Source organism: Halogranum roseipondis, assembly GCF_059695585.1.
This window is the reverse complement of the sequence record NZ_CM185235.1, coordinates 37,827-64,497: the sequence shown is the minus strand read 5'-3', so window position 1 is coordinate 64,497 and position 26,671 is coordinate 37,827. Positions and strand designations below refer to the sequence as shown.

General features: G+C 64.7%; 30 protein-coding genes. 13 read left to right on the top strand and 17 right to left on the bottom strand.

The annotated features are described in order from the left end of the window. Positions 1-122: 122 nt before the first annotated feature. The 3 genes from EOHIBHHM_RS00380 to EOHIBHHM_RS00370 all read right to left on the bottom strand — a co-directional run bounded on the left by EOHIBHHM_RS00380 (position 123) and on the right by EOHIBHHM_RS00370 (position 3,736). Positions 123-1,121, bottom strand: coding sequence for an IS110 family RNA-guided transposase (locus tag EOHIBHHM_RS00380; protein WP_497251491.1), 999 nt, complete (start codon positions 1,119-1,121; stop codon positions 123-125). Positions 1,122-1,550: 429 nt separating this feature from the next. Further along, positions 1,551-2,063 (bottom strand): hypothetical protein, encoded by a 513-nt coding sequence (locus EOHIBHHM_RS00375; protein ID WP_497253530.1) that lies wholly within the window; start codon positions 2,061-2,063, stop codon positions 1,551-1,553. 698 nt (positions 2,064-2,761) lie between these two features. After that, positions 2,762-3,736 (bottom strand): aldo/keto reductase, encoded by a 975-nt coding sequence (locus EOHIBHHM_RS00370; protein ID WP_497253528.1) that lies wholly within the window; start codon positions 3,734-3,736, stop codon positions 2,762-2,764. 167 nt (positions 3,737-3,903) lie between these two features. Here EOHIBHHM_RS00370 and EOHIBHHM_RS00365 point away from each other — a divergent pair, with 167 nt between their 5' ends. Then, the gene (locus EOHIBHHM_RS00365) at positions 3,904-5,052 is read left to right on the top strand and encodes a bactofilin family protein (RefSeq protein ID WP_497253526.1); all 1,149 of its coding nucleotides are present in this window, start codon (positions 3,904-3,906) and stop codon (positions 5,050-5,052) included. Between the two features lie 85 nt (positions 5,053-5,137). Then, positions 5,138-6,757: an acetate--CoA ligase gene (locus EOHIBHHM_RS00360; RefSeq protein WP_497253524.1), complete on the top strand. Its 1,620-nt coding sequence runs from the start codon at positions 5,138-5,140 to the stop codon at positions 6,755-6,757. Between the two features lie 11 nt (positions 6,758-6,768). On the opposite strand, the gene EOHIBHHM_RS00355 is transcribed toward EOHIBHHM_RS00360, so the two are convergent. From EOHIBHHM_RS00355 to EOHIBHHM_RS00325, 7 genes are all read right to left on the bottom strand, one after another. Continuing rightward, positions 6,769-6,963: a hypothetical protein gene (locus EOHIBHHM_RS00355; protein ID WP_497253522.1), complete on the bottom strand. Its 195-nt coding sequence runs from the start codon at positions 6,961-6,963 to the stop codon at positions 6,769-6,771. Positions 6,964-7,022: 59 nt separating this feature from the next. After that, entirely contained in the window at positions 7,023-7,256 is a 234-nt protein-coding gene (locus EOHIBHHM_RS00350; RefSeq protein WP_497253520.1) for a PRC-barrel domain-containing protein, read from the bottom strand. Positions 7,257-7,301: 45 nt separating this feature from the next. Next, a complete protein-coding gene (locus EOHIBHHM_RS00345; protein ID WP_497253518.1) occupies positions 7,302-8,039 on the bottom strand; it encodes a ferredoxin--NADP reductase in 738 nt (245 codons plus the stop codon). A 313-nt stretch (positions 8,040-8,352) separates the two neighbouring features. Then, positions 8,353-8,547, bottom strand: coding sequence for a cold-shock protein (locus EOHIBHHM_RS00340; protein WP_497253516.1), 195 nt, complete (start codon positions 8,545-8,547; stop codon positions 8,353-8,355). A 163-nt stretch (positions 8,548-8,710) separates the two neighbouring features. Next, positions 8,711-9,199: a response regulator gene (locus EOHIBHHM_RS00335; protein WP_497253514.1), complete on the bottom strand. Its 489-nt coding sequence runs from the start codon at positions 9,197-9,199 to the stop codon at positions 8,711-8,713. Between the two features lie 47 nt (positions 9,200-9,246). Beyond that, positions 9,247-11,835, bottom strand: coding sequence for a heavy metal translocating P-type ATPase (locus tag EOHIBHHM_RS00330; RefSeq protein WP_497253512.1), 2,589 nt, complete (start codon positions 11,833-11,835; stop codon positions 9,247-9,249). 106 nt (positions 11,836-11,941) lie between these two features. Then, a complete protein-coding gene (locus tag EOHIBHHM_RS00325; RefSeq protein ID WP_497253510.1) occupies positions 11,942-12,532 on the bottom strand; it encodes an AsnC family transcriptional regulator in 591 nt (196 codons plus the stop codon). Between the two features lie 126 nt (positions 12,533-12,658). On the opposite strand from EOHIBHHM_RS00325, the gene EOHIBHHM_RS00320 reads away from it, so the two are divergent. Beyond that, positions 12,659-12,853 (top strand): heavy-metal-associated domain-containing protein, encoded by a 195-nt coding sequence (locus EOHIBHHM_RS00320; protein ID WP_497253508.1) that lies wholly within the window; start codon positions 12,659-12,661, stop codon positions 12,851-12,853. Between the two features lies 1 nt (position 12,854). On the opposite strand, the gene EOHIBHHM_RS00315 is transcribed toward EOHIBHHM_RS00320, so the two are convergent. Then, positions 12,855-13,448, bottom strand: coding sequence for a peroxidase-related enzyme (locus EOHIBHHM_RS00315; protein WP_497253506.1), 594 nt, complete (start codon positions 13,446-13,448; stop codon positions 12,855-12,857). A 77-nt stretch (positions 13,449-13,525) separates the two neighbouring features. On the opposite strand from EOHIBHHM_RS00315, the gene EOHIBHHM_RS00310 reads away from it, so the two are divergent. Next, on the top strand, positions 13,526-14,239 hold the full coding sequence (locus tag EOHIBHHM_RS00310) for a GNAT family N-acetyltransferase (RefSeq protein WP_497253504.1): 714 nt from the start codon (positions 13,526-13,528) through the stop codon (positions 14,237-14,239). A 9-nt stretch (positions 14,240-14,248) separates the two neighbouring features. Here the strand turns inward: EOHIBHHM_RS00310 and EOHIBHHM_RS00305 are convergent, their stop codons facing one another. Further along, on the bottom strand, positions 14,249-14,758 hold the full coding sequence (locus EOHIBHHM_RS00305) for a metal-dependent hydrolase (protein ID WP_497253502.1): 510 nt from the start codon (positions 14,756-14,758) through the stop codon (positions 14,249-14,251). A 119-nt stretch (positions 14,759-14,877) separates the two neighbouring features. Here EOHIBHHM_RS00305 and EOHIBHHM_RS00300 point away from each other — a divergent pair, with 119 nt between their 5' ends. Continuing rightward, positions 14,878-15,057, top strand: coding sequence for a hypothetical protein (locus EOHIBHHM_RS00300; protein WP_497257065.1), 180 nt, complete (start codon positions 14,878-14,880; stop codon positions 15,055-15,057). 107 nt (positions 15,058-15,164) lie between these two features. Next, positions 15,165-15,458, top strand: coding sequence for a PadR family transcriptional regulator (locus EOHIBHHM_RS00295; protein WP_497253500.1), 294 nt, complete (start codon positions 15,165-15,167; stop codon positions 15,456-15,458). Between the two features lie 414 nt (positions 15,459-15,872). Here the strand turns inward: EOHIBHHM_RS00295 and EOHIBHHM_RS00290 are convergent, their stop codons facing one another. Together EOHIBHHM_RS00290 and EOHIBHHM_RS00285 are read right to left on the bottom strand one after the other, a co-directional pair. Then, positions 15,873-16,436, bottom strand: coding sequence for a DUF7344 domain-containing protein (locus EOHIBHHM_RS00290; RefSeq protein ID WP_497253498.1), 564 nt, complete (start codon positions 16,434-16,436; stop codon positions 15,873-15,875). 532 nt (positions 16,437-16,968) lie between these two features. Further along, on the bottom strand, positions 16,969-17,919 hold the full coding sequence (locus EOHIBHHM_RS00285; RefSeq protein ID WP_497253496.1) for a carbohydrate kinase family protein: 951 nt from the start codon (positions 17,917-17,919) through the stop codon (positions 16,969-16,971). Between the two features lie 91 nt (positions 17,920-18,010). On the opposite strand from EOHIBHHM_RS00285, the gene EOHIBHHM_RS00280 reads away from it, so the two are divergent. The 3 genes from EOHIBHHM_RS00280 (at position 18,011) to EOHIBHHM_RS00270 (ending at position 20,441) form a co-directional block, all read left to right on the top strand. Continuing rightward, positions 18,011-18,565 (top strand): FlaD/FlaE family flagellar protein, encoded by a 555-nt coding sequence (locus tag EOHIBHHM_RS00280; RefSeq protein ID WP_497253494.1) that lies wholly within the window; start codon positions 18,011-18,013, stop codon positions 18,563-18,565. A 156-nt stretch (positions 18,566-18,721) separates the two neighbouring features. Further along, positions 18,722-19,819 carry an actin-like salactin gene (locus tag EOHIBHHM_RS00275; protein ID WP_497253492.1) on the top strand — a complete coding sequence of 366 codons (1,098 nt, stop codon included), beginning with the start codon at positions 18,722-18,724 and terminating at the stop codon, positions 19,817-19,819. A gap of 43 nt (positions 19,820-19,862) precedes the next feature. Then, the gene (locus tag EOHIBHHM_RS00270) at positions 19,863-20,441 is read left to right on the top strand and encodes a hypothetical protein (protein ID WP_497253490.1); all 579 of its coding nucleotides are present in this window, start codon (positions 19,863-19,865) and stop codon (positions 20,439-20,441) included. Positions 20,442-20,465: 24 nt separating this feature from the next. On the opposite strand, the gene EOHIBHHM_RS00265 is transcribed toward EOHIBHHM_RS00270, so the two are convergent. Beyond that, positions 20,466-21,245, bottom strand: a complete 780-nt coding sequence (locus EOHIBHHM_RS00265) for a sugar phosphate isomerase/epimerase family protein (protein WP_497253488.1) — start codon at positions 21,243-21,245, stop codon at positions 20,466-20,468. Between the two features lie 176 nt (positions 21,246-21,421). Here EOHIBHHM_RS00265 and EOHIBHHM_RS00260 point away from each other — a divergent pair, with 176 nt between their 5' ends. Beyond that, complete coding sequence (locus EOHIBHHM_RS00260; RefSeq protein ID WP_497253486.1) at positions 21,422-21,796, top strand: DUF8048 family protein; 375 nt, start codon at positions 21,422-21,424, stop codon at positions 21,794-21,796. Between the two features lie 108 nt (positions 21,797-21,904). Further along, complete coding sequence (locus tag EOHIBHHM_RS00255) at positions 21,905-22,426, top strand: GNAT family N-acetyltransferase (RefSeq protein WP_497253484.1); 522 nt, start codon at positions 21,905-21,907, stop codon at positions 22,424-22,426. Between the two features lie 7 nt (positions 22,427-22,433). Here EOHIBHHM_RS00255 and EOHIBHHM_RS00250 read toward each other — a convergent pair whose 3' ends face one another. Beyond that, the gene (locus EOHIBHHM_RS00250) at positions 22,434-23,576 is read right to left on the bottom strand and encodes an acyl-CoA dehydrogenase family protein (protein ID WP_497253482.1); all 1,143 of its coding nucleotides are present in this window, start codon (positions 23,574-23,576) and stop codon (positions 22,434-22,436) included. 102 nt (positions 23,577-23,678) lie between these two features. Here EOHIBHHM_RS00250 and EOHIBHHM_RS00245 point away from each other — a divergent pair, with 102 nt between their 5' ends. Further along, complete coding sequence (locus EOHIBHHM_RS00245) at positions 23,679-24,476, top strand: RIO1 family regulatory kinase/ATPase domain-containing protein (protein ID WP_497253480.1); 798 nt, start codon at positions 23,679-23,681, stop codon at positions 24,474-24,476. 10 nt (positions 24,477-24,486) lie between these two features. On the opposite strand, the gene EOHIBHHM_RS00240 is transcribed toward EOHIBHHM_RS00245, so the two are convergent. Then, complete coding sequence (locus EOHIBHHM_RS00240; RefSeq protein ID WP_497253478.1) at positions 24,487-24,873, bottom strand: DUF4112 domain-containing protein; 387 nt, start codon at positions 24,871-24,873, stop codon at positions 24,487-24,489. Between the two features lie 136 nt (positions 24,874-25,009). On the opposite strand from EOHIBHHM_RS00240, the gene EOHIBHHM_RS00235 reads away from it, so the two are divergent. Beyond that, positions 25,010-26,542 (top strand): aldehyde dehydrogenase family protein, encoded by a 1,533-nt coding sequence (locus EOHIBHHM_RS00235; protein ID WP_497253476.1) that lies wholly within the window; start codon positions 25,010-25,012, stop codon positions 26,540-26,542. Positions 26,543-26,671: the final 129 nt, after the last annotated feature.

The window sequence follows — 26,671 nt, the reverse complement described above, 5'->3', positions numbered from 1 at the left end:
GTGGTGATTGAGACCTCCACAACCGGTAGGCGGTCGGAACGAGTTCCGCTATAGCTGTCGCTCACGCTGGCTCCACCCGGCCACTGAGGGACGCCGGACCGGCGTCCCTCAGGTTCCCTTTCTCAGGCGCTCACCCCCGGTGGGTCGTAGACTTCCTCCCGGTCAAGCATGTGGTAAATCGATACCAGTAGCTTCCGCGCGGTTGCCACGATTGCTTTCTTGGAACTCTTGCGACTTGCCAAGCGGTCGTAGAACCGACGCAAGTACTCGTCGTTACAGGTGTGAACTGCGACGTACGTACACTGGACGAGGATCCATCGTACCCGTCCTGATCCTCGTTTCGAGATGCCACCCTCGAACCGCGAGTCGCCAGACTCGCGGATCACCGGGTTCAATCCCACGTAACTCACGACTTGTTTGTCCTCGTCGAACCGCTCGATCTCGCCGAGTTCAGCGTAGATCGTCAACGCTGAGTAGTAGCTGACACCAGGAATCGTCATCAGCAGCTGGGTCTCCTTCAGAGACCCAGCGCGTTCCTCGATCTCCATTTCGAGCGACTCGATTTCAGCGGTGAGCGTCTCGATTATCGTCGCGTAGGAGTCTAACAACGAGTTCCACGGTGCCGGGAGCGAGAGTTCCCGCAGGAACTCTCGCCCCTCTACACTCAGCGGTTTCACGTCTTCAGTGATGCCGTGCTCAGAAAGCAACCCGTGAACTTTGTTCGCGTAGCTGGTTCGGTTTTCGACCAACTTCTGTCGCCCGCGCACGAGTGCGCGGGCTTTCCGAACCTCATCGGTAGGGACGTAACTCTCGGGGATGGAGTTGAGCCGAACCATCCGCGCGAGCTGTTTCGCATCAACGCGGTCGGTTTTCTTGTCTGAGTGAGCGATGAGCTTCAGTTTGCCAGGGTTGGCGACAACCACGTCCAAGTACTCTGAAAGAGTATCATGGACGTGGTAGTAATTGCTGGTTGCCTCGATCGCTGCTGTGGCTCCAGCGTAGCGCTGGGCGAGGTCGTCGAGGTTCGCGTTTTTGACGCGAACCTCTTCGACAAGCTCACCAGCCTGATCGATTACTGCCACTTGCGCGTACCGCTTGTGTAAGTCGATTCCGAGGTACATGGTTTGTTCCTCCGGGATGGGACGCCGGTGCGTGAACAGAAATTCACCTATGCGGGCTTTCCCGGATGCCGCCGAGCGGCATCCGGGCTGTCTCGCCCAAGTCTCGGCTTCCTGCGCACTCGGACCAGTCAGCACGACGTGCTCTCGGGCACGGAACTCAGCTCGGTCTCTTGCGCCCCATACTTTGTTCACGCGCTCTATGGGTAGCAGAATTTCCATCGAGTCAGCACGCACCTTCTGACAGCGTTCGGTAAGGTTGCTGTGGCCGTGCCGAACTCAAGGCGCAAGTCGGCCGGGAGTTAACCAATCTACAGACGAGTGGCACGCTGAACCAGTCCCCCGGGGTTGTTCTGGCTGATTACCAGCGAGAGACCACGGCGATTGCCATCAGCACTGGATCGATTCTAACGCCGAAAAGCAGGAACCTATCTATGCCGAGATCAATGGCGGTGACGACATCTCATCACCATTCTCTCGGTCCGTATGCCCTCGTATCCCTGCGATTCCGGCGCCGACAAGGAGAACTCCACCGGCGATGAGCATGAAGGGCTCTGCGCCGAGAATAAACATGACGGGCTCCCCAGACGTTCGGTAGGTCGTTTCCGTGAAAAGCGGATAGGGGAGCGCATTCCAGGCGACAATGATAGTCCGGAACGCCTCGAATAGGACGATTCCCCCTCCCACCACTGGCACGACGGAGAGACGCTTCCTCCGGATGGACAAAGCCGCTCCAACAACTCCAACGACCCCTACTCCTGCGAGTAACCACTCCCGTCGACCGAGTGCTTCCCCACCGGCGTTAATCGTCCCCTGGTAGCCCGGTGCAACGTGGAAAATCCCCTGATGTACCCCGACAACCACCGTCACGAAGCCAGCTACTGAGAGGATTATCGGACTGACACCGTGGTTATTGACGAGCCGACGTATCTCTCTAACTTTCATGCACCTACTATATGAAAATAGAGATATAAATATTAGGGTCAGTATGCGGGTCCACCGGTGATGATGGATTCACCCTCTCTATTCAGCACGCCGATTCTGACAGCGTTCGGGGAGGTTTCTGAGGTCATGCTGAATACAGAGCGCAAGTCGGTCACGATCCGCTCACAGAAATTTTTTGTCGTACGGATAACAATAACTAGTATGAACCGTCGTTCCCTCCTCTCATATCTTGGATTACTCTGAGTCGTACCTCTCACGGGGTGTAATCTTCGCAGAGGAACCGTTCAAATCCAGCTGTCGAATGCTACTGGTGCCCCGTTGAATGTGGTAGTAGTGGGAAGGCGTATAAATGGGGGAGACCAGATACGGAGAGAATACCAGCTGGAAGAACACGAATTCTACGAAGACCCTGATGAACTCCCAGCGGGTCAGTACGAATTTAGTGTTTCTGCTGGAAACAAGACCCAGCATCATACGTTGAAAATGCAAGGATGCAATGAACAAGAATTAGACATCTCTGTATCACCTGATTACATTCTGCTCACTAGCAACATTTGTTAATCGGGCCTTCTCAACCCAATTCTACCAAAATAGTCACGCGAAACGGTATGACCGACACACCCTCTACATTCAGCACGCCATCTCTATCCGTCGACGAACAGTTTCACGAGAGCAGGTGCTGAGTCGGAACGTCCCGATTAGTCGTGTCCCGACACACGAACCGGCTGGTACGGTTCCTCAAGATACTCCATCTCGCTCGACGACAGTGAGATATCCAGCGCCTCGACGGCCTCCTCCAGATGCTCGACGCTCGTCGTGCCGACGATGGGGGCGTCGACCCACTCCTTGTGGAACAGCCACGCGAGACCGATCTGTGCCATCTTCACGCCCTTCTCGTCGGCGAGTTCCTGCACGCGCTCGTTGATCTCGCGGCCGCCGCCCTCCAGATACGGGTGGTCGTGTGCGAGACTGTCCGTCTCGCCGCGTGTGGTCGAACGTGCCTCTTCGTGGGGGCGGGCTAACCACCCGCGCGCCAGCGGCGACCACGGGATGACGCCGACGTTCTCCTTCTCACAGAGCGGCAGCATCTCGCGTTCCTCCTCGCGGTAGAGCAGGTTGTAGTGGTTCTGCATCGTGACGAACCGCTCTACCCCCAGCGAGTCGGCCGTGTGGAGCGACTCGGCGAACTGGTGGGCCCACATCGACGACGCGCCGACGTACCGGACTTTCTCGCGTCGGACGGCGTCGTCGAGCGCTCGCAGCGTCCCCTCGATGGGCGTGTCGTCGTCCCAGCGGTGGATCTGATAGAGGTCGACGGTGTCCATCCCCAGTCTGTCGAGGGAGTTCTCCAACTCCTGTTCGATCGCCTTCCGCGAGAGGCCGCCCGAGTTGGGGTTCTTCTCGTCCATCTGGAAGTACCCCTTCGTGGCGACGACCGACTCCTCGCGGCGACCCTCCAGCGCCTCGCCGAGGACGCGCTCGGACTCGCCCTCGGAGTACATGTTGGCGGTGTCGAAGAAGTTGATCCCGAGGTCGATCGCGCGCTCGACGAGTTCCTTCCCCTCCTCCTCGTCGAGCACCCAGTCGCGCCAGTCGCTCGTTCCGAAGCTCATACAGCCGAGACAGATGCGAGAGACCTCCATCCCGGTGTCACCGAGTGTCGTGTACTCCATATTCGGGACTCGATGGCAACTCACAAAAACGTAAGTTCCGCGGAACTGTGGTCCGAGCGACGAGCGTCGTTCCGCTGACGATTGCTGTCGAACGTCACTGCGGATTTTATGTCTCAGAGACACGTATCTACACTCGACGAGAGCCCTCCGCTCTCGCGGTGATTTCAATGATTCACAACGTTCGACAGACGTGGCACCGGCTCGGCGTCCTGCTCGTCGTCCTCCTCGTGGTGGCGGGGTCGGTCCCGGCGCTCGCGCTGGCACAGGCGACGGAAGACGACCGGGGCGACCAGACGCGCGCCGGCGGTATCGTCAGAATCGGGCCGGACGAGACGGTCTCCGGCGACCTCGATGCGACCGGTGGCACCGTCCTCGTACTGGGGACGGTCGACGGTGACCTCGAAGCGGTCGGCGGCACCGTCGTCGTCTCGGGCACCGTCACCGGCGACGTGCAGGCGGTCGCCGGGTCGGTCACCATCGAAGGCGACGTCGACGGCAGCGTTGACGCGCTGGGTGGGAGCGTGCTCGTACGCGACGGCGCACGCATCGGCGGGTCGCTCGAGGCGGCCGCCGGCGCCATCCAACTCGACGGCGAAGTCGTCGGCAACGCTCGCCTCGGCGGCGACGAAGTGACGCTCGGGCCGACCGCGGTGGTCGGCGGCAACCTCGAGTACGACGCCGAGACGTTCGACGTCGCCCCCGGCGCGTCCGTCGCCGGGGCGACCACGCAGAACGACGACCTCTCGTTCAACGTCGGGTCGCCGTTCGCCGGCGGCGTCGACTTCGCGGTACCGACGATCCCGCCCATCGTCGTCGTCGCCTACGGGTTCCTCGCGAATCTCCTGCTCGGGGCGGTGCTGCTGCTGGCCGTCCCGCGGTTCGCCGAAGAGGTCGTCGACGTCGGCACGAACCGGGCGCTCCGGAGCGGCGGCGTCGGACTGCTGACGCTCGTCGGCGTGCCGATTCTGCTGGTGATCCTCCTCCTCACCATCGTCGGCATCCCGCTGTCGCTGCTCGGGGTCGTCGTGTTCGCGTTCGCGCTCTGGGTCGGACAGGTGTTCGGCGCGTACCTCGTCGGGACGAAGGCGCTCGACCTCGCCGACCGGTCGTCGCGCTGGGGTGCGCTCCTGCTCGGACTGCTGGCGCTGGCCGCGCTGGAACTCCTCCCGTTCGGTCTCGGCGGCGTGGTGAGCTTCGTCGTCCTCCTGCTCGGACTCGGCGCGCTGGCGCTCGCCTTGTACGAACGGTCGCGCGGTGAACGCCGCCGGACGGCGGGCGTCGCTGCCGACGACTCCGAGGGACGGCCGACCGCCTGAGCGTCCACGCCCACCGCCTCACCGACCGACGGTGAGGAGTCCGCATCACCCAAATGATTATCCCTGAGCTTTTCGACTCTCGGTTATGGCAATCGACTACGACGACGCCGTCGCATCGTTCGAGTGGGACATCCCCGCCGACTACAACCTCCCGTCGGTCGTCGAGTCCCACGCCGACTCGTTCGGCGACCGGGTCGCCGTCTACTTCCGCGACGCCGACGGGACACGGGAGGAGCGAACCTACGAGGACCTCCGCCGGGACATGAACCGCTTCGCGAACGCGCTCGCGGAGTTGGGCGTCGGGAAGGGCGACCGCGTGATGCATCTGTTCCCGCGGCATCCCGACGGGTTCGCCGTCCAACTGGGAGCGCTGAAACGCGGCGCGCTGCTCGTCCCCTGTTCGGAGATGCTGAAACCGAAGGACCTGCAGTTCCGCGCCGACGACTGCGAGGCGACGACGGTCGTCGCCCACGCCGACCTGACGGAGATGGTCGACCCGATCGCCGACGACTCGCCGCTCGAGACGTTCGTCTCGCTGGACGGCGCACCGGGCGACTGGCAGGCGTTCGGGGACTTACTCGACGGCCAGTCGGACGAACACGACGGCCCCGACCTCGCCGCCGAGGACCCGATGTCTATCAACTACACCTCCGGGACGACGGGCAACCCGAAACCGGTTCGCCACAAACACCGCTGGATGCGCTGTTTCGAGCTCGTCAACGCGCCCTACTGGTGGGGCGTCACCGCCGAGTCGGACCTCGAAGACGAACTGCTCTGGGCGACGACGGGGACGGGGTGGGCCAAGTGGTTCTGGAGCCCCGTCGGCGTCGGCCTGACGACCGGGGCGTCACAGCTCATCTACGAGGGCGAGTTCGACCCCGAGACCTTCTTACAGGTGATGGACGAAGAGGGCGTCACCCGTCTCTGTGCGGTCCCGACGCAGTACCGGATGTTCACGCAGGTCGACCTCTCGGAGTACGACATCGACCTGACGGCCGCGCTCTCGGCGGGCGAACCGCTCAACCGCGAACCGATCGAGCGCGTCGAAGAGGCGTTCGGCGTCACCCCCCGCGACGGCTACGGCCAGACCGAGACGGTCGCGCTTGTCACCAACTACCCCGGCATCGACGTGAAGCCCGGCAGTATGGGGAAGCCGACGCCCGGTCTCGGGACCACCATCGTCGACGACGACGAGAACGAACTGCCGCCGGGCGAGATCGGCGAGATCGCCGTCCCCGTCGGCTGTCCCGGCATCTTCGACGGCTACTACGAGAAGCCCGACCTCGACGAACAGACGTTCTCCGGAGAGTACTACCGCACCGGCGACCTCGCCTCCCGCGACGAGGACGGGTTCTTCTTCTTCGAGGGTCGCGCCGACGACATCATCATCTCGGCGGGCTACCGCATCGGTCCGTTCGAGGTCGAAGACGCGCTCATCTCGCACTCCGCGGTCGCCGAGGCAGCAGCGGTCGCCAGCCCGCACGAGGAACGCGGCGACGTCGTCAAAGCCTACGTCGTCCTCGCGGAGGGGTACGACCCGAGCGACGAACTGGTCGATGAGTTGCAGGCGTTCATGAAGGAGGAGACGGCCCCGTACAAGTATCCTCGACGCGTCGAGTTCGTCGACGAACTGCCGAAGACGTCGAGTGGGAAGATCCGCCGCGTCGAACTCCGCAAGCAGGAGGTCGAGCAGTTCGGGCAGTAGCTTCGATCTCTCTAGTCGCGAAAGCTCGCCGTGTAGACGAGAAACGCGCCGGTGGCGATGACGAACGTCAGGAAGGTCACGAGCGACAGCACGGTCGCGATGGGTTCCAGTGGGGCGACGAACTCCGGCCCGGTCGTCGCGAGGACGAGCACGGCCACGAGCGCCGCGATGAGTGCGAGCAGCCAGTTCGTCAGAGCGTTGTCCATGACCCACCCACACGACCGTGACGGGAAAGCGTATCGCTGGACGAGAAAGAACGACTACGCTAGAGCTTCGTCAGCCGAACTTCGTCGGCCGTCACTTTCGAGATCTGTTCGTTCTGCATCGTCGACTTGACGCCTTCCTCGACGCCGAGTGCCTCCCGGAGCGGGCCGGGGAGGTCCTTGTCGGCCTCGAACGTCGCCGCGCCGTCGGCGACGTCTGCGACCGTGCCGACGCGTTCGCCGTCGTGTGTGACCACCGGTTTGCCGCGGTCGTCATCGGTGAACTGATGCGACATACGGTACGGTGCGGACGCCGGATACGTGTGTCTACTGGCCATCGCCTACTCGCTCTCGTCCCCGTCCCCGTCTCCGTCTTCGTCGTCTGCGACCTCGTCGCCCTCCCACCCCTCGGTGTAGATACGGTCTTCGGACACGCCCTCGTCTTTCAGCAGGTCGGTCGTCTCGACGACCATCTGGGGGACGCCACAGACGTAGAAGTCCTTGTCTTCCAGCGACGCGAGTTCGCCGGTGAGTTGGTTCTGCACGTGACCGGTCGGACCGTTCCACTCCTCCTCGGACAACGAGTAGGTGACGTCGACGTTGTCGTTGCTGGCCGCCGTCCGGTCGAACGTCTCGCGGTAGATGAGGTCCTCTCGGGTCTTCTCGCCGACGAACAGGTGAGCGTCGCCCTCCCCGCGGTCGGCGTAGTTCCGGAGCATCGCCGCCATCGGCGTGATCCCGGTCCCGGTGGCGACGAAGACGACGTCCGAATCGAAGTCGCGAACGTAGAGGTTGCCGTCGACGTCACCGACTTCGACGGTGTCGCCGCGCTCCCGTTCGTGCATCCAGACGGACGCGGTGCCGTCGTCGTACCGACGGATGGCGAGCGTGAGTTCGTCGGTGCCGGGGAGGTTGGTCGCAGTGTAGGGGCGAACGACCTCCTCGCCGTCCTGCTCGAACTGGACGGTCGTGTGCTGACCGGGACGGAAGTCGAAGGCGTGGTCCGCGGCGACGAGGCGGAACTGCTTGACGTCGGGTGTGAGTCGGGTGACGTCGGCGACGGTCGTCTCGTACGTCATTCAGCAAGGGAGACTCGCGCCGAACGCAAAGGCGTGCTGGCCAGTCTCTCGGAGTGAACACGTGCGGACGACGCAACCGTCGCGTCGCTCGTCGACTCACCGTCTGGGAGGGGAAAACCGCGTGGGATACCCCACTGTCGACGACAGTGTGGTGACAGACCGCGCACAGTGTGCGCCGACACAACGTTTCACACAGACCCTCTTGACTGTGTCGCTCGGACAGACGCGTCTGTTCGCCCCGGACGGACTGTCCGTCGACGGGGCGGAGGGCGTCGCTCTCACTCGGACCGCGTAGAAGCAGTCTGACGTCGTCTCAGAGTCGTTCGACGTTCTTCGCTCGCGGCCCTTTGTCCGCCTGTTCGATCTCGAACTCTACTTCCTGTCCCTCTTCGAGATCGGGGCCGCCGACGTCTTCCATGTGGAAGAACACGTCCTCGTCCGCCTCGTCCGTCTCGATGAAACCGTAGCCGCCTGTGTCGTTGAAGAACGCCACTTTACCTTTCGCCATACGGTTGAACGAACGTCACTTACGAACATAAGGATTGTGGAGAGGTGACGTTCCACAACGACCGGCCGGTCGACCGGCTCGAGAGACTGCTGTCGTTACGAGCGGGAGCGACGCTGCGTACGACGTCACTCGGAGGGTACGACGTCACTCGGAGGGTACGACGTCACTCGGAGGGTCGTTGCGTGGCGACGAGCGACTGCACCGACTGCCGGAGTTCGCTCTTCCGAACCGGTTTCTCGAGTAACTGCCGTGCACCGAGCGACAACGCCTTCTGTCGGACCTCGCTCGGGAGTCGTTTCGAGAGCACGAGGACGGGGACGTCGAGCGACTGCAGTCGCTCACACCGATTCCAGATCTCCTCGGTGAACCCGTCGATGTCGAGCACCGTCAGCGACACCCCGTCGGCTTCCTGTAGCAGTCCGTCGAACTCGTCGGCGTCGTCTGCGGTCAACACCCGGTAGCCGGCCTCGTCGAGGAGTTTCGTCATCAGTTCGAGGTTCCGACTCCGCGAGGCGACCGCGAGGATGAGCGCGTCGCCTTCGGTCATCGATCCCTCCGTCTCCGCCGGTCGTCCGTCGCTCCTCGCCGTCGGGACGCCGACCGTCTCCTCATCGGTGGCATCGGTGAACCTCCTCCCACATGGTTGGTTCACTCTCGCTGCAGTGACAAAACGTTGATTGCCGTGGGACGGGCCGCTCGTCACTTCCCGCGCAGTCCCCCGAGCAGTCGGTACCGATCGTCGGGATCGTACCGTCGGAAGACGAGACTGTTCGCCAGCACCGAGACGCTCGAGAACGCCATCGCACCGGCGGCGAGCACCGGTTGCAGCAGTCCGAGCGAGGCCAGCGGGATCATCGCCGTGTTGTAGCCGAGCGCCCAGAAGAGGTTCTGCTTGATCTTCGCCAGCGTCCCCGCCGAGACGTTGATCGCGCGGAGCACGTCCGCCGGATCGTCCCGCATGAGCGTCACGTCCGCCGCCTCGATGGCGACGTCCGTCCCGCTGCCGAGCGCCGTGCCGACGAACGCCGCGGCGAGCGCCGGGGCGTCGTTGACGCCGTCGCCGACCATCATCGTCCGGCGACCGTCGGACTGGATCTCCTCGACGACGCTCGCCTTGTCCTCCGGCAGCACGCCCGCGCGGACGTTGTCGGGGTCGATACCGACCTGGTCTGCGACCGCACGCGCCGTCCGCTCGTTGTCGCCGGTGACGAGCATCACCGTCAGACCACGTTCGCGAAGCGCCGAGACGGCCGTACTCGACTCGGCTTTCACCTCGTCGGCGACGGCGAGCACGCCGAGCAGTCGGTCGTCGAGCGCGACGAGCATCGCCGTCTTCCCGTCACGCTCCAACTCGGCCATCGTCTCCTCGGCGGCCGAGGGGTCGACGTCGTACTCGCGCAGCAGGTCGGGTTTCCCGACGAGAACGTCGCCGCGGTCGGTCCGCGCGCGGATACCCTTCCCAGCGACGTTCTGGAGGGCGTCGGGGTCCGAGACGTCGATACCGCGCTCTTTCGCCCCCTCGACGACGGCCTCGGCGATGGGGTGTTCGCTGCCGGCCTCCGCACCGGCGGCGACGTCCAACAGGAACTCTTCGGTGAGTTCCTCGTCCGCGACGGGGTCGTCTCCGGAGACGACGCCGGCCCCGGCACCGTCCGTCTCGGGGCGGAGCACCCGGACGTCGGTGAGCGTCATCTCACCCTTCGTGAGGGTGCCGGTCTTGTCGAAGATCACCGTGTCGACGTCGCGGACGCGTTCGAGCACGTCGCCGCCCTTGAACAGGATCCCGTGGCTCGCGCCGATGGCGGTCCCGACCATCGTCGCCGCCGGCGTCGCGAGCCCCAGCGCACAGGGACAGGCGATGAGCACGGCCGACGCGAAGACGATAATGGCGAACTCGGCTGTCGAGACGGCCGCCGGACCGCCGGCGACGAGCCCCCACAGCGGCAGCGAGTCGACGAACCCGGCCAGCGCACCGGGGAACAGATACCAGACGACGGCCCACAGCAGCGCGTTCGCGATCACCGCCGGGACGAAGTAGGCGCTGATGCGGTCGGCCAGCGTCTGGATCTCGGGCTGGCGACTCTGGGCGTCGCGCACCAGCTGGACGATCTGCTGGATGGCCGTCTCCGAGCCGACTTTCGTCGCGCGGACGTAGACGAGACCGGTCTCGTTGACCGTCGACCCGACGACCTCGTCGCCCGGTTCCTTCTCGACGGGGACCGACTCGCCGGTCACCATCGACTCGTCGACTGCGGTCTCACCCTCGACGACCTCGCCGTCGGTCGGGATCTTCTCCCCGGGGCGGACCTTCAGCACGTCGCCGACCTGCACTTCCTTCAACGGGACCTGCCGTTCGTCGACGAACTCGCCGTCTCGTTCGCTCACGACGGTCGCCTCGTCGGCCTCGAGTTCGAGCAGTTGCTCGATCGCGGCGCCGGCCTGACTCTTCGAGCGGGCCTCGAGGTAGTTGCCGAGCGTGATGAACGTCAGGATGAGCGCGGCGCTCTCGAAGTAGAGTCCGCCCGCGACGAGGCCGAAGAGGACGGCCAGACTGTAGCCGTAAGCCGTCGTCGACCCCAGCGCGATGAGCACGTCCATGTTGGCGGTGCGGTTCCTGACGAGCGCCTTGTAGGAGTTGACGTAGAACTCCTTGCCGAGGACGGCCTGTACGGGCGTCGACAGCGCCAGCGCCCACCAGCCTCGACCGACGCCGAACGGTTGCTCGGGCACCGGCAGCCCCACCAACTCACCCATCATCAGTACCGACAGCGGAACCGAGAGCGCCACACCGAACAGCACGAGTCGGAGCTGTCGTCGCACCTCGGCGTTTCGGGCGTCCTTCCGCCGGTCGGACTCGCTCTCCTCGCCGCCGGTGTCGCGGACCGGCGAGTACCCCGCGTCTTCGATAGCGTCGTAGACGTCTTCGCGGTCGGCGACGGCGGGGTTGTACCGCACCTGCGCCTCGTCGGTGGCGAAGTTCGCGTCGACCGAGACGACCCCCGGAACCTTCGAGACGGCCGACTCGACCGTCTGCGAGCAGTTCGCACAGGTCATGTCGGTGATGCCGACCGACAGCGTCTCGGCGACCGGTTCGTACCCCGACTTCTCGACGGTCTCGTAGATCTCCGCCAGCGAGATCTGCTCGGGGTCGTACTCGACGGTCCCCTCGTCGGTGGCGAAGTTGACGTTCACCTCCCCGACTCCCTCGCGCTCCGTCAGCGCCTCCGTGATCGTGGACGAGCAGTTGGCACAGCTCATCCCCCGTATCTCGAGTCTGACTCGTTCCATGGAACTCACTTGTCTCTCACTACGGCCCCCTTACTCATGCGGGTTGTGCCTCAGACATCGTCGCCACTTGCGACCGAAACTTTCGATCCGAAAGCGAGCCCGCAGCTCAAGCCCCACTCTGGAGGCGTTCGAACCGCTCCTCGAAGTTGGCGAGACACGACCCACAGCAGAAGTGATAGAGCTCTCCGTCTAGACGGGTGGACTCGCCCTCGCTGGTCACTGTGTTGCCGCACTCCGCACAGGAGAGCGACAGCGTCGCCTCGCCGAGCGACGGCGTCCACTCGGCACCCCGTAGGAGCCGAACCTCCACGTCGCGGAGCCGTTCGAGGTCGACCGCCTCGGCGAGCAGCCCGGTGACGTCACCGTCGCGGACGGTCGCCTGCACGACGACGGCGCCGTCGGCCGTCTCGAACGTGTGTTCGACCGCCTCGAGGTCGCGGAGTGCGGCCGCCACGTCGCTCGTGTGGTTCACCGGGACGGCGAGTTCGACGAGGACGGGGACGCCCGTGGTGAGAAGCGAGCGGTCGACGTCGACGGTGAACCCGCGGACGACGCCCAGCTCCCGAAGACGGTCGATCCGGTCGGAGACGGCCGGTGCCGAGAGGTCGACGTGTTCGGCGATGTCGCTGTACGGCCGACGGGCGTCCGCTACCAGCAGACGCAGGATCTGTCGATCGGTGTCGTCGAGATCGCGCATAGCTGGTCGTACTCGCTCTGTTCGCTTATCGCTTCCGAGAGCGGTTTTGATTCGAAAGTCGATGCGTCGTTTACCCGCTGTCTCGAAAGAGAAAGCCGCTAAAGTACCCCGACCCTAGGGGAGACCATGACGACACTCACCGTCGAAGGGATGAGTTGTGAGAGCTGTGAAGCGACCGTCGTAGAGGCGCTCGAGGGCGTCGACGGCGTCGAGTGCGCGTCCGCCGACCACGAGGCCGACTCGGCGACCGTCGAGGGCGACGCCGACCCACTGGACCTCGTGACTGCGGTGAACGAGGCGGGGTACGACGCACAGGGCTGAGCTACTGCCGCCTCTCCCGTGCCATCGCGTGGAACTCGTCGTTCGGGCGCATGTCGGCGAACATCGCCATCCGGTTGGAGAGGTTGAAGAAGGCGGTCACGCTGGCGACGTCCCAGATCTCCGCCTCGCTGTAGCCGACCGCCCGGAGGTCTTCGAGGTCACGCTCGGCCACCTCTGCGGGGCGTTCGGTGAGTTTCACGGCCACGTCGAGCATCACTAGCTGCGCGTCCGTCACGTCGGCCTGTCGGTAGTTGGCGACGAGCTGGTCGGCCAGCTGGGGATTTTTGCTGTAGATGCGGAGGAGCGCGCCGTGGGCGACGTTGCAATAGTAACAGTGGTTGACGCCCGAGACGGCGACGACGATCATCTCCACCTCCTCGCGGTCGAGCGTGGTGTCCTCGACGAGCGCGTCGTGGTAGTCGAAGAACGCCCGGAAGTGCGAGGGCTTGTACGCGAACGCCGAGAAGACGTTCGGCGTGAACCCCGCCCGTTCGGTCTCGTCGGCGATCCGCTCGCGGAGGTCCGCCGGGAGGTCGTCGTAGTCCGGGACGGGGAACCGCCGCATCGCGTCGTCGTCGAGTGTCGGATCGGACATGTCACGTGCTTCGGTGCCACACCACTTAACCGTGCGTCGGCGAACCGTTGACAACCCTGCCGGGCGTCGATTCGGGCATGAACGCCGAGACACGCGACGTCGTCGACGGCTACTGGGCCGAGGCGCTCGGTTGTCCTCGTGAGACACTCCGGAGTGAGGGTGTCTCTTTCGTCGTAGGCGATGTGAGCCACGTCGAAGTGATCGCGCGCGGTGACTCGACTGTCGTCTCCGTCGCCCCCGACCGACGGGACTCCGTCCGCGACGCGCTCTCGGGACTCGACCCTGCTGATCTCGTCGACCCCGACGTGCTCACAGAGCGGTTCGCCACCGTCGACGTCGCACTCGACGAGGTTCTCGGCCCGGCGTTTCTCGGCTACACGGACGACTCGTCACTCTCGTTCGTCGAACGGTCGACACGAGTGCTGACCGAGGGCGACGGCCACGCCTACGACGCGCTCCGTGCGGCGTGTTCGGACGACGAGTGGAGCGACGGTGGGTCGTCGTTCGTCCCGGGCCGTTCAGTCGGACGGTTCGTCGGGTCAGAGTTAGTCACACTCGCCGGATACGAAGTCTGGGACGACACACTCGCCCACATCGCTGTCGTCACACACCCCGAGCACCGGAGCGCTGGCCACGCACAGGCGGTCGTCTCGGCGATCGCCCGCGATGCACTCGACGCTGGACTCGTCCCGCAGTATCGGACGCTCGAGGCGTGGCCCTGGTCGGTACAGGTCGCGACGAAGGTGGGGTTCGAACGGTGGGGGACGAGCGTGCTCGTTCGACTGGAGTGACGACCAAGGTCAAAATCCGCGAATCGCAAGAACTGCCGCGGCGGCGACGGCGACGAGGCCGAGGGCGAACAGCCCGTAGTTCCACACCGTACTCTTCGCGGGCGTGAGAGACAGCGAGTAGCGTTTCGTCGACAGCGGCCACAGGAAGTTCACGCCCATCGGGGTGATGACGTCGCCGAGGAGGTGGGCGACGACGGTGACGCTCCCGAGGAGGAAGCCGAACGCGCCGAGGCCGACCGTCCCGACTCCGTCGACGGTAGCGACGACCCCGAGGGTCCGTTCGAGGAACGTGCCGACGGCGGCGAACACGCCACCGACGAACGCTGCGAAGAGCAGCGAGTGCGTCGGCCCGCGGTGGGAGACGTACGGGAGTCTGTGGTCGACGTCCGGCAGCGTCGACAGCCACACCATCGTCGCGCCGGTGACGAACGCAAGCTCGACCGCTCCGGCGGTGACCAACAGGAACCCGATGGGTGCGAAGACGAGAAGCGAGACGCCGAAGTGACCGAACCGGTACATAGAGAGAGGTTGCGCCAATTCGGACAAAAACACACGGGTCTCCGGCGAGACGTCGCCGCGGCCGACGTGGTCGCTCGCGACGACTCTCGCCGGAGCTGTCGCTCGCGACAGTCGCGGACGTGAGCTTTAATCCGCCGGAGACGCTCCCTGGAGACGTGCTCCAACTCGGGCCTCTCTCGGACCTCATCGGCGTGTTCGGGCCGTTCGTCATCCCGGTCGTCCTCTTCGTCTGTGGGCTCCTCGGCTATCTGATCCTCGTCGCGCTCGGTCGCGCTGGCCTCGGCAACGGGAAGCAGTAACTCGGCTGCCTCTCAATCGACACCACCGGAAACTCTTTTCTTCAGACCAATAGTTCCGAATAATCTGACATTAACTAACCGTCTCGTGTCCGAAGCAGAAACGAGAGATGTCAGAAGTGTTCTTCAACCTGACCGGATTCCAGCGCGACCTCCTGTACGTGATCGCCAACCTAGAGAAACCCTCGGGACAGGCGGTCAAGGAGGCCTACGAAAACTCCGTCGAGAACGAGATCAGCGACGCTCGACTGTATCCGAACCTCGATACACTCGTCAACGAGGGGTTGTTGCAGAAAGGCGATCTCGACCGGCGGACGAACTACTACAGCATCACCGACGAGGGGCTACGTGCCCTCGAAACCCGGCGAACGTGGGAGGACGGACTCGTCGCGCAGTTCCACTGACGGTCGGCGTTCAGCGATCAGTGCGGCGTTCTCGGAGTCGCTCGGTAGTCTATGCGCCCCGCGCGAGTAGCGACGCCGTGTTCGGGAACCGACGTCGGCGGTGTTCTCTCCGGTCAGGCTCGTTCGTACTTCTCGGGCTTTTTCGTACGAAACTGAGCTGTCACACCGGGCAGGGTATCACTATAGTAGCTCGTGCAACTGTCTCCACCTGTCTCCACACCCGACCGCACGACAGCAGCCGGTCGGGTGTGTGACGACGTGCACTCGTTACGATAGTCATCTCGCCGTGACTTTCGGCGAGGAGACGGAACGTCGGGTACGAAACGGTCGACTCTTCTGCGATTCGCTCGCGGAGTGACAGTCGTCGCAGAAACAGTAGTGCAACCGTACGTCCGACGACCGGCGTCGACCCACTCAGTTCGTTTTGAAGAGGTTCACGAGCGAGTCGACCATCCCGTTCTGCGCCCGGTCGACGGTTCGTTCGGTGTCGACGTCCTCGGTCGCGTGGCTGCCGTCCTCGGGCCGGTCGCCGTCCTTCGACTCCGCCCCCGAACCGTCCCCGTCGTCGCTCTCGTCGGCGTCGGACGCCACGTTCGGATCGAAGTGAAGGTACTGGTAGTACTTCCGGGCGTTCTCCTCGTGAAGCTCGACCGTCCCTCGGTCCTCGTCGTAGTCGATGATGCCGACGTCGTCCATCGTCGGCAGATGCGTCTGGTGCAGCGAGACGTACACCCGCTTTCGGTCGGTCGTCGTCACCTGTTCCATCTCGATTCCCTCTTCTGCGGCCGCAACGTAGCGGGCGAGTTCGCCGCGCGAGAGCGTTCCGTCGCTCTGCTCGAGATAGTGCAGCAAGAGCCGGCGACGACTGCTGCGTAAGATCATGAACACCGTGTCTTTCGATTCGTCGGTCAGTCTGTCGCTGGCCGAAGGTCCCGTTCCCACCGAACCCTTCTGACTTTCTAAGTTAGCAGACCCCATACCATTCGTATTGGCTGACTATCATAAAAATATGGTCAGATTTTGACACTCTCGCGCAAGCGTGAATTTTCATCTAAACATACAATATCCAAAGAACGTGTTAGCAGAAATGAAGGACATTCAGAGTGTCATTAACGGGAGATTACCACGCTTACATATAAATAAACTACCGATATTACGCTCTCGTTGACTGTTGATAATTCGTTGTTATGGGGGTTACAAGACCCGGTGAGGCGGCGGTTCACGGCGGTCTGTCGCAGAATCTCTCATCCGGTCCGACGTCGACCACGAGTCCCGGCAGTCGAACGCCGACGCCGACCGCGCTGCAGTCGGTGACGCCGTTCGGGACGGACACAGCGAGACGGAGTAGGAGGCAGTTACGGGCTCTCGCCGTCGACTCCGGCGAGTCACCTCCGACGACTGGTCACTCAGTTCACTTATCAGTTCTGTGTCGCAGGTCGTTCTGGTCGTTCGAGGGGATATCCGGCCGTTCACACCAGCGTGTCGACGCCGTCAGAGCGCCCGTGACTCGTCACTGTTCTCGGAACGCACCGACCGCCTCCCGCGTCGGCAAGGCCGTCATCGCGCCGCCCGCGGTCGTCGTCGTCGCGGCCACCGCGTTGCCGAACGCCAGTGCTTCGGACAGCGGTTCGCCCGCCGAGAGCGCAGCGATCGCACCGGCCGTGAACGCGTCGCCCGCACCGGTCGTGTCGACCGGGTCGACCGAGTAGCCGTCGTGCGTGACCTCGGTTTCCTCGTCGGCCCACGGTGCGTCGGCCGTCGCGTACGCGTACGACCCTTCGTCGCCGAGGGTGACGAGCACGGTGTGGGGGCCGAACTCGCAGAGTTGCCGGGCGAGGTCGGCCGCGTCGCCCTCGAACCCCGCCTCTCGGAGATCTTCGGGCGTCGCCTTCACCACGTCGGCGAGGCGGAACCCCTGCTTTGCGGCCTCGACGTAGGAGAACTCTCCCCACCGTTCGGGTCGCGAGTTCGGGTCGAACGACACGATCGAGTCGGTCATCCGAGCGCGTTCGGCGAGGTCGACGACGGCGTCGCGAGAGGGCTCGGTGTCCATCGACAGCACGTCCACGTGGACCCACTGGTAGGCGTCGAGCGCGTCGTCGTCTATCGTCCCCGGCTGCATCCGTGTGTCGGCCGTCCGATCGTGGTAGAAACTGAACTCTCGGTCTGCGTCCTCGCCGAGACTGACGAACGCGAGCGTCGTCTGGGCCTCGGGGTCCCGTTCGACCAGTTCGCCGAAGAGCCCCTCGTCGGCGAGCGTGTCGACCAGGAAGTCACCGAAGGCGTCGTCGCCGACGCGGGTCCAGAAGTCGACGTCGGCGTCGAGGCGGGCGAGCCCGACGGCGACGTTGGCGGGTGCGCCGCCGGCGCGTTTGTCGAACGAGTCGACCGACGCGAGTGGACCGGGTGCGTCGGGGATGAAGTCGATCAGCGTCTCCCCTGCGACGAGAATCCGTGACATACTCTCTCTTGGACCAGGTGGATGAAAAGCGTCGCCGGTCCCGGTACGGTTTGCACGAACGTTTATATCACTTCGTCGGGATGTCGGACGTATGACTATCGACCCGCGCGACTACGACCTGGGGGAACTGCGGGACGCGGCCGACCGTCCCTCGTCGACCGCCCGCGAGAACCGAAGCGGGCACGCCGGCCGGGACGACGTCGCTCCCGCCGAGGTCGACCACACCGACCGTTCCGACTTCGACGGGCCGAGCGGTTCGCTCGGGACGAGCGGTCGTCGACGCAGTCGCGGTGCGGCCGAGGAGGCCCGTCACAGCGACCGTTACCGGACGCTACTCATGCTCCAGAGCGCCACCGGCGACGACGTCGACAAGCCGTACCTCGCGGAGATCCCCGCCTCGCAGGCCGCCGAGGTGACCGTCTTCGAGTGGCTGGAGTTTCTCGTCAACCGCGCCGGGTTCCGCGGCGCGATGGAGGCGCTCCGCTACTACCGAACCATCGAGTGGATCACCGAGACGGCGATGTACGACCTCGAGGAGTACCTGTTCGGGTTCAGCGACGGCGAGAGCGACCGTTACGGCGAACTGACCGCGGACGACCACCGCGAGAGCCTGGTGTTCCTCGCGGAACTGAACGCGCTGGCGTAGGAACCTCGTCGAACGTCCGACGTCGAGGATCGATCTGCCTCCAGACGAGTGTCGGTCTCGCTCTCTGACACCGACTGCCCTGCCGAGCGGACGATTTTCAAATCCGATATTTGCGGGGTCGAACTTATATACAGTGACACGAAACGCGAACGCAGAATGACTGACAGCGACGATGTCGACGCCTCCCCTGCGGCCGTCGGCGTCAAACTCGGTAGCACGCGAACGGTGGTCGTCTCCGAGACGCCCGATGCGGAGCAAGCGGACGGACACGACGAGACCGACGGCGAGCACGCTCGAAACCGACAGGCCGTCCAGACGCTGACCTGTCTCGCCACGTACGACGACGCGCTCACCGGCGAGGAGCGCGTTCTCTACGGCGAAGACGCGGCACGGGAGTACCCCGACCGCGTCCAGTACATGCTCCGGTCCGGACTCCCCGAGGACGACGACCGTGCGACACTGACCAGCCGGTTCTTCTCGGCGCTCGTCGCCGAGGAGGACGTCTCGGCGAACAGCGGCGTCGTCTACGCGATCCCGACGATCGACAACGACACCGGTCTCGACAACCTCGCGGCAGTCATCGAGGACAGCGACGTCGGCGGCGAGTTCGTCCGGAGCTACCCCGAGTCGCTCTGTGGCGCCATCCCGGCCGTCGGCGACGGGCTCGAGGCGATCAACGAGATCTTCCTCGCCGTCAACCTCGGGTCGACGAACCTCGAGGCGTGCGCCTACCGCCGCGGCGAACAGCTCTCGCCGTTCGCCACCGGAGCGGTCACCGGCAACGAGGTCGACCGCCGCATCGCGGCGAACGTCGAGGAGGAGACCCAGCGTCGGGTCAACGTCGACCGGCAGACCGCCCGCGAGTACAAGGAGACCCACGCCGACTTCGTCGAGTTCGAACCGTTCACCGACGTCATCCAGCAACCCGGCGGTGGCTCCCACGAGTTCACCATCGAGTGGGCGGTGATGGACGCCGTCGACGAGTACCTCGACGACGTCGTCGACGAGGTGGCCAACCGCTTCCTCGCGGAACTCGCGAACGACTACGTCCGTCTCTACCGCCAGTCGCTGGACAGACCGATCGTCCTCACGGGCGGGATGGCCTGCATCCCCGGGCTCGTCGAGGAGTTCGAGACGCGCCTGAGCGCGGAGCTCGACCGCGAGGTCGAGGCGACCGCTCCGGAGCGACCTGAACTCGCCGCCGCTACCGGCGCCCAGCGCATCGCCGAGCGCCTCGTCGGGAACGGGAACTGACGGAGCGACGGAGCCGCATCCACCCACCGATAGTCTCTGTCCCGTGACCGAACACGTCCGGACGTCGTCGCCCGAACGGTGGCTCTACGCCGGCGAGTCGCTCGACCTCGTCGAACCGTCGTCGACGGGGTGGATCGCCGTCACGAGTCACCGCCTCCTCGTCTACACGCCCGACGCTGCGGGTCCTACCTTCGTCAGCTACGACCGACCGAACGTCGAGGACGTCCGTCTGGACAGTGGCGGTGGCGGCCGCTATCTCGCGTTCGTCCCACGCCTCCTCGTCTACGGGGTCGTCGCCCTCGGTGGCCGGGCGGCGTTCGGACGGGTCGGCGTCGCGGGTCTCCTCGACGTCGACGCCGTCGACTCGCTCGCCGTCGTCGGGATGGCGGGCCTCTTCGACGCCGTCCGAAACGGTCTCGCTCTCCTCGAACTGGCGCTTCTCGTCGCCGGTCTGTCGTCGCTCGCGGGCGGAGTGACGCTGGCCGTGCTCTCACTCCGAGCGCGGACGACCCGGTTCGTCGTCGACGTCGCCGGCGAGGGGGCGAACGGTCATCCGCTCTCCGGCGAGGCACCCGACGCGGCGTCGATCGACCGTCTCCGGACGGCGCTCACCCGAGAGTGACGTCTCTCACGTCTCGGCGGTGGCTCACAGCAACGTCTCTAATCGGCGCTTGCTGACGCCGAGATAGTCGACGTCGTGCGTGAACACCTCCAACGAGAGCGTCCCCGACCAGTCGTCGCCGAGGGCGTCGAAGATCGCCGGAAAGTCGATGTCGCCCGCCCCGAACGGGAGATGTTCGTCTTTCGCCTGTCGCGTGTCGTTGAGGTGGAGGTGGCCGATGCGGTCGTCGAACCGTTCGGCGAAGGCAGCGATCCCCGCCGAGTCGCGGCCGTCCATCCGCGCGTGCCCCGTGTCGAGCGTCATCGAGACGTCCGTCTCTCGCAGCAGCTCCGGGAACTCGTGGGTCCGGAAAAGGCTCCGCGGGACGTTCTCGGCACAGAGTTCGACGCCGGCGTCGGTCGCGTGCTCGTCGAGCGTCCGTAGCGAGTCGACGACGTTCTCTCGGAGGTCGTCAGCGTCCCACGCTGCGGACCAGGCCCCGGTCGTCGGGTGGACGACCGCCTTCTCCGCACCGAGGGTGGCGGCTGTGTCGACGGCGGCGGCGAGTTCTCGCACGGAGCCCGCTCGGACGTGTTCGAACGGCGACCCGAGGTCGACGCCGCCGAACGGGAGGTGGACGAGCAGATCGAGGTCGTGTGTCGCAAGCGACGACCGGAACTCGTCGCCGCGGGCGGCGAGTCGCGTCCGCTCGTCCGCACCGTCCATCATCAGCTCCAAGAAGTCGAACCCGTGGTCGGTGGCGGCTTCGAGGGCTGTCTCGTGGCTCATCCCCATCTGGGTGACGAACCCGATTCGGCAGTCCATACGGACAGTGCGGCCGCCGCCGGGTTATAGACCCGAGACGAACGAGTCGACCGATGGGTCGGAGTTCGGGGACAACTGTTCGGCCGACCGAGAACTGTTCGGGCGGAGCCGTCGGCCGTCTCGTTGGGGAGATGTCAGCGAGGGGGTTTTTACCGACGGGGTCGAAACGACCGACAATGGCTGACACGCGGGACCCACTGGCTGCCTTCGACGACACAGTCATCGAGACTGTCGCCCGTGAGCGGGATATCGAGGTGACCGAACTCCGTGACCTCGTCCGCCGACAGCAGGAGATCGTTCGCTCGCTTCCCGGCGTCGACGACATCGTCTACGAGTGGCGCAAGGCGTTCGCCACCGACCCGCTGGTCGAGCGGCGACCCGAGGTGTACTACCTCTCCGTCCCAAGGCACGTGTGGCCGGAGTTCGCCACGTCGCTTTCGGTCTCGACCGCCGAACTGAACGCGCTCCGTGCAGTCCACGACCGGCAGTTCCGCGCCGTCCTCGGCGACGACGGCGGCGACAACGACGCCATCGTCCTGACGCGACCCTGACGCCGTCTTCGAATCCGAACCGCTTCGAAACCGTCCGACTCGCCCCGGTTCGACAGCCGTTCTCACAGCACGGAACGATTGATTAGTGCCGCGGCTCTCTGCGCTGATATGCCAGGGCCAGCGTTCCTCCGCAACGAGACCGTCGAACTCCGAACGGTCGAGTCTGCGGACCTCGCGTTCGTCCAAGAACAGGTCAACGACCCCGACGTCTGGGGGACGCTCGGCACGTCGGCCCCGAAGAACCGACACGACGAGGAGGAGTGGCTCGAATCGCTCTCCGGCGACGACGGGCGGGTCGTCCTGCTCGTCTGTGACGGCGGCGACCCGGTCGGTCTGATGGGACTCCACCTGAACGAGACGTGGGGCGTCGGCGAACTCGGCTACTGGGTCGCACCCGACGCGCAGGGCAACGGGTACTGCACTGCAGCCGTGCGACTGATGTCGAAGTACGCGTTCGAGGAGCGACGACTCCACAAGGTCGTCGCCGAGGCGTACGACCACAACAGCGGGTCACAGCGCGTGCTGGAGAAGGTCGGCTTCACGCAGGAGGGCGTCCACCGTGAGGAGGCGTTCGTCGGCGGGGAGTACCGGGACGTGCTCCGCTACGGACTGCTCGAAGACGAGCTGTAACCCGCTCCTACAGACCGAGTTGACGGCCGAGCACGAGATGCTGGATCTCGCTCGTCCCCTCGCCGATCTCCATCAGTTTGGCGTCGCGGTAGAACCGCTGTGGCGCGAAGTCCTCGGTGTAGCCGTAGCCGCCGAGCACCTGCACGGCGTCTTCGGCGACTTCTCTGGCCGCCTCGCTGGCGTCGAGTTTCGCGAGCGCCGACTCCGTGGAGACGCGGTTCCCAGCGTCGTAGCGACAGGCGGCCTTGTGCGTCAGGAGGCGTGCGCGCTCGGTCTTGCGATACATGTCGACGATCTTGTCGCGGATGGCGTCGTGTTTCGCGATCGGCTTGCCGAACTGCTCGCGCTCCTTCGCGTAGCCGTGGGCGGCGTCGTACGCCCCCTGTGCCAGCCCCGTCGAGAGCGCGGCGATGGAGATACGGCCGCCGTCGAGCGTCTTCATCGTCTGTTTCCACCCTTCGCCCTCCTCGCCGAGCAGGCGGTCCTCGGGGATGCGGACGTCGTCGAGGCGGATCTCACAGGTGGGTGAACAGTTGAGTCCCATCTTGTCCCAGACGGTAGTGACCTCGAACCCGTCGTCCTCGTTCGGGTCGACGATGAACGTGGAGATGCCGTCGTACCCCTCGCCGGGGTCGGTGACGGCCTTCACGAGGACGCTGCCTGCCACGCTCGCGTTCGTGATGAACTGTTTCGTCCCGTCGAGGACGTACTCGTCGCCCTCCTTGACGGCCGTCGTATCCATGTCGCTGGCGTCGCTCCCGCTGCCAGGTTCGGTCAGCGCCCACGCGCCCATCTCCTCGCCCGTCGCCAGCGGGGTGAGCCACCGCTCTTTCTGCTCGTCCGTCCCGAACAGTTCGATCGGCTTCGACGCCAGCGAGATGTGAGCGGCGTAGGAGAGGCCGATACCGCCCGAGACGCGGCCGAGTTCCTCCGTGACGAGCGCGTACATCAACTGGTCGCCGCCGAGGCCGCCGTACTCCTCGGAGACGGGGACGCCCATCATGTCGAGGTCTGCGAGTTGCTCGAAGACGTCGGCGGGGAACCGGTGTTCGTTCTCGAGCTCCTGGGCGACGGGGGCGATCTCCTCCTCGCAGAACTCACGGACGGTGTCGCGAATCATCCGGTGTTCCGCGGGTAACTCGAAATCCATAGGCAAGGCTTGCGAGAGCGACGTGATAAAGTCAGCGAACGACCGTGATAGACCCGTCTCGGCCCGTGATAATTATACGAAACGGCGTCGAAAGACGGGACGATGGATTTTCGCCGCCTCGTCAGGGGGCACGTCGAGTGGGATCGACTCGAGGAGGTCGTCCGCGAACTCGCGGTCCGGTACGACCGCGAGGAGATCCACGTCCGGTTTCTGGACGCCGACAACTGGCTCTCCACACCGATGGTCGTCGACGACGAGTGGTTCGTGAAGGTGATCTCGAAACAGAACTCCGTCGTCCACGCGCTGTTCACCACCGGCCGGAACCTCGGCGCGTTCTCCAGCGGGACGGAGGGGTTCTTCGAACACTTCGGGACGCCGCTTCAGATGGCCGAACACGAACTGGAGGCGACGAAGCGGATGCGCGAGATCGGCGTCAACGCGCCCGCACCGGTCGAAGCGCTCGAGATAAACGACCTCGGCGTCCTCGTGTTGGAGTATCTCCCGGAGTTCCGCTCGCTGGGCGAACTCGACCGCGAGACCGAACGGCGACTCGCTCCAGATCTCTTCGCCGCCCTCCATCTGATGCACGAGAACGGACTGGCCCACGGTGACCTCCGGGCGGAGAACGTGCTCATCCGCGACGGCGAACTCTACTTCATCGACGCGACGAGCGTCCGCGAGGACGGTCGCGAGGACGCCCGGTCGTACGATCTGGCGTGTGCGCTCGGCGTGCTCGAACCGCTCATCGGCGTCCAGGCGAGCGTCGACGCCGCGCTCTCGGCGTACACCGTCGAGGAGTTGCTGGCGGCTCGCGAGTTCGTGGACTTCGTCAACATCCGACCCGACCACGACTTCGACGCCGCCGGGCTGAAAGGAGAGATCGAGAAGCGCGCGTCGTGAGGATCGGGCTCTACTCTGCGCTCGCGTCGAGATGCTTCTCGAGCAGGTTGACGTTCCGTCGGTTGGCCCGCCAGAACGTGTCGAAGATCGTCCCGAGCACCGGGATCGAGCCGATGGCGAGGTCGAGTCCGATGTACGCCAGCATCTTCCCGATCGCCGTCATCGGAACGCCCAGCCGAGCCGCCTCCAGCGGGATGTACAGCGAGAGGGCGCTGCTCACGAGGTCGCCGGAGACGGGCAGCAGCCCGAGAAGCGGGTCGAGCCCGACTTTGATACCCACGACCGGCAGCTCGATCCCGTCGTCGAGGAGTGACGCGAGCGCCTGTGACCGCTGGAGCGCTGCCTCGCCTGCCGCGTCGAAGAGCTCTGACTCGTCGGGAAGGTCGACGTCGTTCATCGTGTCTCTTCGTTCGTCTCCTGGAAGGATGTACGTGATGGTTGTATATTCCAGTCGTGTGAGCCGCTCTCGCGCGTGTCGTTGCCTTCCAATCTAGGGGGTTTTTCATGCCCGGTGACGCAAATTTTACCACACCATGCGCGACCAATCAGACGAGACGTACCGCCACTACATCGGCGGGGAGTGGACGGACGGTGAAGGGTCGGAGACGTTCGAGAGCGAGAACCCGGCGACTGGTGAGGTGCTGGGAGAGTTCCGCCGCGGCACCGAAGCAGACGTCGACGCGGCGCTCGCAGAGGCCGAGGAAGCCTCCGCGGAGTGGCAGGCGTTGTCGCACATCGACCGTGCGGAGTATCTCTGGGAGATCTACCACGAACTGCGCGAGCGGACTGAAGAGTTGGCTCAAGTGGTCACCAAAGAGTGTGGTAAAGAGATCTCGGAGGGGCGGGCGGACGTGATCGAGGCGTACCACATGGTCGAGTGGGCCGCCGGCGACGCACGGCACCCGAAAGGCGACGTGGTGCCGAGCGAGATTCCCTCGAAGGACGCCTACATGCGGCGGAAACCGCGGGGTGTCGTGGGCTGTATCACGCCGTGGAACTTCCCGGTGGCGATCCCGTTTTGGCACATGGCGGTCGCGTTGGTCGAGGGGAACACGATCGTCTGGAAGCCCGCCGAACAGACGCCGTGGTGTGGGCAGATCATCGCCGAGATGTTCGAGGACGCGGGCATCCCCGAGGGCGTGTTCAACATGGTTCAGGGGTTCGGCGACGCGGGCGCGTCGATCGTCGAAGACGAGCGCGTCGACACGGTGCTCTTCACCGGGAGCGCAGAGGTGGGCCACGAGGTGGCGGAGAAAGTGGCCCAGCAGCCGGGAAAACTGGCGGCCTGCGAGATGGGCGGGAAGAACAACGTCGTGATCACCGAAGAGGCGGACTTGGACATCGCGGTACACTCGGCGCTGATGAGTTCGTTCAAGACGACGGGGCAGCGCTGTGTCTCCTCGGAACGGTTAGTGGTCCACGAGGACGTCTACGAGGAGTTCAAAGAGCGCTTCGTCGAGCTCGCGGAGAACGTCTCGGTCGGCGACCCACTCGACGAGAACACGTTCATGGGGCCGCTCATCGAGGCCGACCACAAAGAGAAGGTGACGAAGTACAACCAACTGGCGAAAGACGAGGACGTGAACGTCTTGGTCGACCGCACGGAGTTGGACGCCGAGGAGATTCCCGACGGTCACGAGGACGGTCACTGGGTCGGGCCGTTCGTGTACGAGGCCGACGCGTGGGAAGACCTGCGCTGCACCCACGAGGAAGTGTTCGGTCCGCACGTCGCCTTGCTGAAGTACTCCGGTGACGTCGAGGAGGGCGTGGCGATCCAGAACGACACCGACTACGGGCTCGCCGGGGCGATCATCTCGGAGAACTACCGCCAGATCAACTACTACCGCGACAACGCCGAAGTCGGGCTCGCTTACGGCAACCTCCCGTGTATCGGCGCGGAGGTCCACCTGCCGTTCGGCGGGGTCAAGAAGTCCGGCAACGGCTACCCCTCGGCCCGCGAGATCATCGAAGCCGTCACCGAACGCACGGCGTGGACGCTCAACAACTCCAAAGACATCCAGATGGCCCAGGGGCTCTCCGCCGACATCAAAACCAAAGACGACTGAACCGACAGTCGGTTCCCGCTTCTCCGTCGAAGCGTCGTGTCCCGTTTAGGTGTATCCTATACCGACTACAGCTGCGATATCAGATCCGAAAACCAGGAGTTTAGCGCCGAACGTATCGTTTAGCCAGAC

Coding starts and splice junctions, on each gene's coding strand:
- EOHIBHHM_RS00380 (WP_497251491.1), bottom strand. CDS start 1,121: ATGTACCTCGGAATCGACTTACACAAGCGGTACGCGCAAGTGGCAGTA.
- EOHIBHHM_RS00375 (WP_497253530.1), bottom strand. CDS start 2,063: ATGAAAGTTAGAGAGATACGTCGGCTCGTCAATAACCACGGTGTCAGT.
- EOHIBHHM_RS00370 (WP_497253528.1), bottom strand. CDS start 3,736: ATGGAGTACACGACACTCGGTGACACCGGGATGGAGGTCTCTCGCATC.
- EOHIBHHM_RS00365 (WP_497253526.1), top strand. CDS start 3,904: ATGATTCACAACGTTCGACAGACGTGGCACCGGCTCGGCGTCCTGCTC.
- EOHIBHHM_RS00360 (WP_497253524.1), top strand. CDS start 5,138: ATGGCAATCGACTACGACGACGCCGTCGCATCGTTCGAGTGGGACATC.
- EOHIBHHM_RS00355 (WP_497253522.1), bottom strand. CDS start 6,963: ATGGACAACGCTCTGACGAACTGGCTGCTCGCACTCATCGCGGCGCTC.
- EOHIBHHM_RS00350 (WP_497253520.1), bottom strand. CDS start 7,256: ATGTCGCATCAGTTCACCGATGACGACCGCGGCAAACCGGTGGTCACA.
- EOHIBHHM_RS00345 (WP_497253518.1), bottom strand. CDS start 8,039: ATGACGTACGAGACGACCGTCGCCGACGTCACCCGACTCACACCCGAC.
- EOHIBHHM_RS00340 (WP_497253516.1), bottom strand. CDS start 8,547: ATGGCGAAAGGTAAAGTGGCGTTCTTCAACGACACAGGCGGCTACGGT.
- EOHIBHHM_RS00330 (WP_497253512.1), bottom strand. CDS start 11,835: ATGGAACGAGTCAGACTCGAGATACGGGGGATGAGCTGTGCCAACTGC.
- EOHIBHHM_RS00325 (WP_497253510.1), bottom strand. CDS start 12,532: ATGCGCGATCTCGACGACACCGATCGACAGATCCTGCGTCTGCTGGTA.
- EOHIBHHM_RS00320 (WP_497253508.1), top strand. CDS start 12,659: ATGACGACACTCACCGTCGAAGGGATGAGTTGTGAGAGCTGTGAAGCG.
- EOHIBHHM_RS00315 (WP_497253506.1), bottom strand. CDS start 13,448: ATGTCCGATCCGACACTCGACGACGACGCGATGCGGCGGTTCCCCGTC.
- EOHIBHHM_RS00310 (WP_497253504.1), top strand. CDS start 13,526: ATGAACGCCGAGACACGCGACGTCGTCGACGGCTACTGGGCCGAGGCG.
- EOHIBHHM_RS00305 (WP_497253502.1), bottom strand. CDS start 14,758: ATGTACCGGTTCGGTCACTTCGGCGTCTCGCTTCTCGTCTTCGCACCC.
- EOHIBHHM_RS00295 (WP_497253500.1), top strand. CDS start 15,165: ATGTCAGAAGTGTTCTTCAACCTGACCGGATTCCAGCGCGACCTCCTG.
- EOHIBHHM_RS00290 (WP_497253498.1), bottom strand. CDS start 16,436: ATGGGGTCTGCTAACTTAGAAAGTCAGAAGGGTTCGGTGGGAACGGGA.
- EOHIBHHM_RS00285 (WP_497253496.1), bottom strand. CDS start 17,919: ATGTCACGGATTCTCGTCGCAGGGGAGACGCTGATCGACTTCATCCCC.
- EOHIBHHM_RS00280 (WP_497253494.1), top strand. CDS start 18,011: ATGACTATCGACCCGCGCGACTACGACCTGGGGGAACTGCGGGACGCG.
- EOHIBHHM_RS00275 (WP_497253492.1), top strand. CDS start 18,722: ATGACTGACAGCGACGATGTCGACGCCTCCCCTGCGGCCGTCGGCGTC.
- EOHIBHHM_RS00265 (WP_497253488.1), bottom strand. CDS start 21,245: ATGGACTGCCGAATCGGGTTCGTCACCCAGATGGGGATGAGCCACGAG.
- EOHIBHHM_RS00260 (WP_497253486.1), top strand. CDS start 21,422: ATGGCTGACACGCGGGACCCACTGGCTGCCTTCGACGACACAGTCATC.
- EOHIBHHM_RS00255 (WP_497253484.1), top strand. CDS start 21,905: ATGCCAGGGCCAGCGTTCCTCCGCAACGAGACCGTCGAACTCCGAACG.
- EOHIBHHM_RS00250 (WP_497253482.1), bottom strand. CDS start 23,576: ATGGATTTCGAGTTACCCGCGGAACACCGGATGATTCGCGACACCGTC.
- EOHIBHHM_RS00245 (WP_497253480.1), top strand. CDS start 23,679: ATGGATTTTCGCCGCCTCGTCAGGGGGCACGTCGAGTGGGATCGACTC.
- EOHIBHHM_RS00240 (WP_497253478.1), bottom strand. CDS start 24,873: ATGAACGACGTCGACCTTCCCGACGAGTCAGAGCTCTTCGACGCGGCA.
- EOHIBHHM_RS00235 (WP_497253476.1), top strand. CDS start 25,010: ATGCGCGACCAATCAGACGAGACGTACCGCCACTACATCGGCGGGGAG.